Here is a 411-nt window from a genome sequence, read left to right as displayed (position 1 = left end):
CAAATGGATAAGCCGTCGAACGAGCGTATTTATAACAAGTCGCAACTGCTAGAAATACAACGGACGGTAGAACCACGCAGTAAATCAGAGCAACATTTAAACCAAAGATACCGGCGAGCACCGTGGTTAGAACAACATCGCCATATCCCATTGCCGTTTTCTTTAGCACTTTCGAAACAAGCACCCCTAGGAACGTATAGATGACATATATGACTAACGCACTATAGACGGCGTAATGAGCATCCCCCATAAAAGGAGCACCCCCTTCGCCTGTAAAAGGGTTATTGACGAATGACAACTCACTCACACCCAACAATAAAGCCACAGCTAGCAATATCTTTGTTAGTTGCTCTGGGATTACCAAATGGTCAAAATCAATGTATGCAATGCATATCAATGTCATTGTAATGA

Annotated in this window: 1 protein-coding gene; it reads right to left on the bottom strand. The window is 42.8% G+C overall.

Annotation, left to right across the window (positions count from 1 at the left end; genetic code table 11):
* On the bottom strand, positions 1–403 hold a 403-nt coding region (locus AB4585_RS23500; protein ID WP_372171186.1), incomplete at its 3' end, for a prepilin peptidase.
* Between the last annotated feature and the right edge of the window lie 8 nt (positions 404–411).

The organism is Vibrio sp. 10N.222.49.C9, assembly GCF_041474985.1.
Taxonomy (GTDB): Bacteria; Pseudomonadota; Gammaproteobacteria; order Enterobacterales; family Vibrionaceae; genus Vibrio; species Vibrio crassostreae_C.
Note: the sequence above shows the minus strand (reverse complement) of the source record. Positions and strands in the feature narration are given on the sequence as shown.